The organism is Pseudomonas sp. H26/SER47-MNA-CIBAN-0231 (genome assembly GCF_040310465.1).
Taxonomy (GTDB): domain Bacteria; phylum Pseudomonadota; class Gammaproteobacteria; order Pseudomonadales; family Pseudomonadaceae; genus Aquipseudomonas; species Aquipseudomonas atacamensis.
On the sequence record NZ_JBEOPW010000073.1, the window covers coordinates 1 to 274 of the forward strand.

General features: G+C 46.7%; 1 protein-coding gene. It reads left to right on the forward strand.

Annotated elements, in window-relative coordinates; genetic code table 11:
- Nucleotides 1-274 (forward strand): P-loop NTPase family protein (locus tag AAEZ10_RS27315; RefSeq protein ID WP_350571803.1); only part of this gene is annotated, 274 nt, incomplete at both ends.

The following is a 274-nucleotide window of genomic DNA, read 5'->3' on the forward strand; positions in this document are numbered from 1 at the left end:
CAGCTACCGTTGATAACATAGATGTTGCAGTTGATCCAATTGGCGCCAAAAAGCAGTTAGGCCTATTCCCCGACCCTTTTGGTTTATATGAACGTTTAAGCCCGCGTGAATACATTAGCTTCTTTGCCGAACTCAGCGGTATGTCGCGCAAACAAGCGAAAGAAGCCACCGCAGATGTGATTGCACAATTAAAGCTGGAAGACATTTGTGACCGTCGCTGCAAAGGTTTTTCTCAAGGCCAGCGGATGAAAACGGCATTAGCACAAGCCATTGT